The organism is Actinoplanes sp. NPDC051633 (assembly GCF_040681735.1).
Classification (GTDB): Bacteria; Actinomycetota; Actinomycetes; order Mycobacteriales; family Micromonosporaceae; genus Actinoplanes.
In genome coordinates this window covers 1-3189 of sequence record NZ_JBFAZH010000915.1, presented here as the reverse complement: position 1 = coordinate 3189, position 3189 = coordinate 1, and the positions used below count along the sequence as shown (strand labels likewise).

3 protein-coding genes are annotated in these 3189 nt (G+C 70.0%); 2 read left to right on the top strand and 1 reads right to left on the bottom strand.

Annotated features, from left to right (window positions below; genetic code table 11):
- Window positions 1-1525 (bottom strand): M28 family peptidase (locus tag AB0M20_RS34440; protein WP_364304533.1); only part of this gene is annotated, 1525 nt, incomplete at its 3' end.
- 161 nt (window positions 1526-1686) lie between these two features.
- Here AB0M20_RS34440 and AB0M20_RS34435 point away from each other — a divergent pair.
- Both AB0M20_RS34435 and AB0M20_RS34430 read left to right on the top strand, forming a co-directional pair.
- Window positions 1687-2709 (top strand): LacI family DNA-binding transcriptional regulator, encoded by a 1023-nt coding sequence (locus tag AB0M20_RS34435; protein WP_364304532.1) that lies wholly within the window; start codon window positions 1687-1689, stop codon window positions 2707-2709.
- Window positions 2706-3189 (top strand): extracellular solute-binding protein (locus tag AB0M20_RS34430; RefSeq protein WP_364304531.1); only part of this gene is annotated, 484 nt, incomplete at its 3' end. The genes AB0M20_RS34435 and AB0M20_RS34430, both read left to right, overlap by 4 nt.

The window sequence follows — 3189 nt, the reverse complement described above, 5'->3', positions numbered from 1 at the left end:
GGATCGTCGATGTGTCCTGCGCGAAGGTGGCGACCGCCGTCGCGATGGCGTCGGCGTTGGTGTCGATCGCGAACGTGTTGACGTTGCCGAACAGGCGGTACTCCCGGCGGAGCTGGGCGTACACGGCCGCGTCGGCGCCGTCCCGCTCAGGCGTCAGGCTGTCGCAGGGGTCGTGGTAACACGGGTCGAACTGCTGGCCCGCGACTCCGCCCCAGAGCGCGACGTCGGCCTCGGTCTTGATCACTTCGGCGCCGGTGAAGAGGCCACCGGCCGGGATGCCGCTCGCGATGAACGGCCCGTAGTCGGAGCGGCCGGTGAAGTCGGCGGCCGAGGTCGCCTCGCCGCGACCGGCGAAGAACCGCTGGAACACCGCCTCGATCTGCGCGGACCCGGCCGGGCCGGGACCCGCGCCGGTGGCGGCCGAGTCGTCGCCGTCGTACACGCCGAAGGTGTAGTTGGGCGAGCCGATCATGTCGAAGTTGAGGTAGAGCGCGATCTTGGCCTGGTCCGGCTCGCTGAGACTGTTCACGTAGAACGTCGAGCCCACGAGGTTGGCCTCCTCGGCGCCCCACCACGCGAACCGCAGCTTGTTCTTGGTCTTGTAGTTGCGCGCCTGCAACGCGACCTCGAGGATGCCGGCGCTGCCGGAGCCGTTGTCGTTGATGCCCGCGGTGTCGGGCTCGGAGTCCAGGTGGGCGCCGACCATGACGACCTCGTCCGGGTCGCCGTAGCGCGACTCGGCGATGACGTTCGACGTCCGGCGGATCTCGGCGATGGTGTCGGCCGTGATCGTCACGGTCAGACCCGGCGTGCCGGCGAACTCGACACCCTGCGGATACGAGATGCCTACGACCGGGATGGTGACCGGTGTGCCCAGCGTGCCGAGGATGAGACCCTGCCGGTCCTCGCCGGTGGTGTCGCCCTGGTTCATGATGATCGCGCCGATCGCGCCGGCGGCCTGGGCGTTGGAGGCCTTCTGGCCGAACGGGCAGTTGCCGCGTTGCAGCAGCACGATGTTGCCGGTCACGGCGCTGGTGAAGTCGCTCGCCTCGCAGCCCGAGGTGCTGGTGTTCGGGGTGGTCAGTTGCAGATCGACGGGTACGACCGCGCCGGTCGCCGTGCCGCTGCCGGAGCAGGTCATGACGTCGTAGTCGGTCTGGTCGATGTAGGTGGTCGGGGTCGGCGCCGTCTGCGCGAAGGAGGACGCGGTGTCCTCGCAGAAGTTGAAGTCGAACGGCTGGCGGGTGACGCGGTATCCGGCGAGCCGCATCAATGTCGCCACGTAGTCGGCGCTGCGGTCGAACCCGGGTGTTCCCGAGGCCCGGTTGTCGCCGTTGAGGTCGGAGATCGCCTGGAATGCCACCAGATGGCGCAGCACCCCGGCGAGGGTGACCTGCTTGGAAAGGTTCTTGATGCCGGAATGGCCGGACGACGCCTGGGCGGGCTGGGCGACGGCGAAGGTCGCCAGCAGCACCGCCACGGCGGCCGCGCCGCCGAGACGTCTTCTTGTCGAGCGAGACACCACGGTGTGTTCCCCCTTTAATGGCTGTCAATATTTAGCAACATAGGTACGTCACCGCTGGTATGGAAGCGGTCACACGTATCGGTCTGTCTCTCCGTTTGTGCGATGCACCGGGCCGGTTTACATTCGGCTTCAAACCGGTTTGGAAGCACGATGGGGTGCGTATGACCAGGGCAGAGCGGCCGACGATCCGCGATGTCGCGCGCGCTGCCGGCGTCTCGAAGGGCACCGTGTCATTCGCCCTCAACGGGCGGGCCGGCGTCGCCGAGGAGACCCGGCGGCGCATCCTGGACGCGGCCAGCGCCCTCGGCTGGACCCCGAGTCATCGCGCCCGGGCTCTCTCCGTCTCCCGAGCGTTCGCCGTCGGCCTCGTCCTCGCGCGGCCGCCCGAGCTGCTCGGCGCCGACCCGTTCTTCCCCGCCTTCATCGCCGGGGTCGAGCGGACGCTCTCCGACCGTGGGCAGGCCCTGGTGCTGCAGGTCGTGCCCGAGGCGGAGGAGGAGGCCGGCTACCGGCGGCTGGCCGCCGACGGGCGGGTCGACGGGGTCTTCCTGCTCGACCTGCGGGTGGCCGACACCCGGATAGCGCTGCTCCGCGAGCTGGGGCTTCCGGCCGTCACCATCGCCCGGCCGGACGTGCCCAGCGACTGTCCGGCGCTGCTGGTCGACGACCGGCCGGGCATCACCGCCGCCGTACGCCACCTCATCGAGCTGGGCCACCGCCGCATCGCGCACGTCGCCGGGCCCGCGCACTTCCTGCACGGCGCCCTCCGCCGGCAGGCCTGGGAGCAGGCGCTCACCGAGGCCGGCCTGCCCACGACCGACGTCGTGGCGGCCGACTTCTCGGCGGCCGGTGGCGCCCAGGCCACGCGGGAGCTCCTGAAAGCACGGCCGACGGCCATCGTCTACGCCAACGACCTGATGGCCATCGCCGGGCTGGCGGTCGCGCAGGAGCTCGGCATCGCCGTCCCCGCGCAGCTGTCGGTCATCGGGTTCGACAACACCGAGCTGGCCGGCTACGTCAGCCCGCCGCTCACCACCGTCCGCACCGATCCGTACCACTGGGGCCGGACCTCCGCGGAGGCCCTGCTCGCACTCATCGCCGGCGAGCCGGTCGACGACGTTCCCGCGCCGCCCGCCCAGCTCGTCGTACGTGCATCCACCGCACCCCCCATGGAGACACCATGAAACGCACGCTCCCGGCAGTCCTCCTCTCCCTGACCCTCGTCCTCGCCGCCGGCTGTGACGGCAGCGGTGGCGGCGGCGACGCCGACAAGGCCAACGCCGCCACCGGCCCGATCACCATCTGGCTCTCCAACAACAAGGAGGAGCTGGCCTGGGGCAACGCCATGGTCGAGGCCTGGAACGGCCAGCACGCCGACCAGAAGATCACCGCCCAGGAGATCCCGGCCGGCAACACCTCCGAGGAGGTGATCGGCGCCGCGATCACCGCCGGCAACGCGCCGTGCCTGATCTTCAACACGGCGCCGGCCGCGGTGCCACAGTTCCAGAAGCAGGGCGGCCTGGTCGCCCTCGACTCCTTCGACGGCGCCGCGCAGTACATCGGCGAGCGCACCGGCGACATCGCGAACCAGTACAAGTCGCCGGACGGCAAGTTCTATCAGATGCCGTGGAAGTCCAACCCGGTGATGATCTTCTACAACAAGG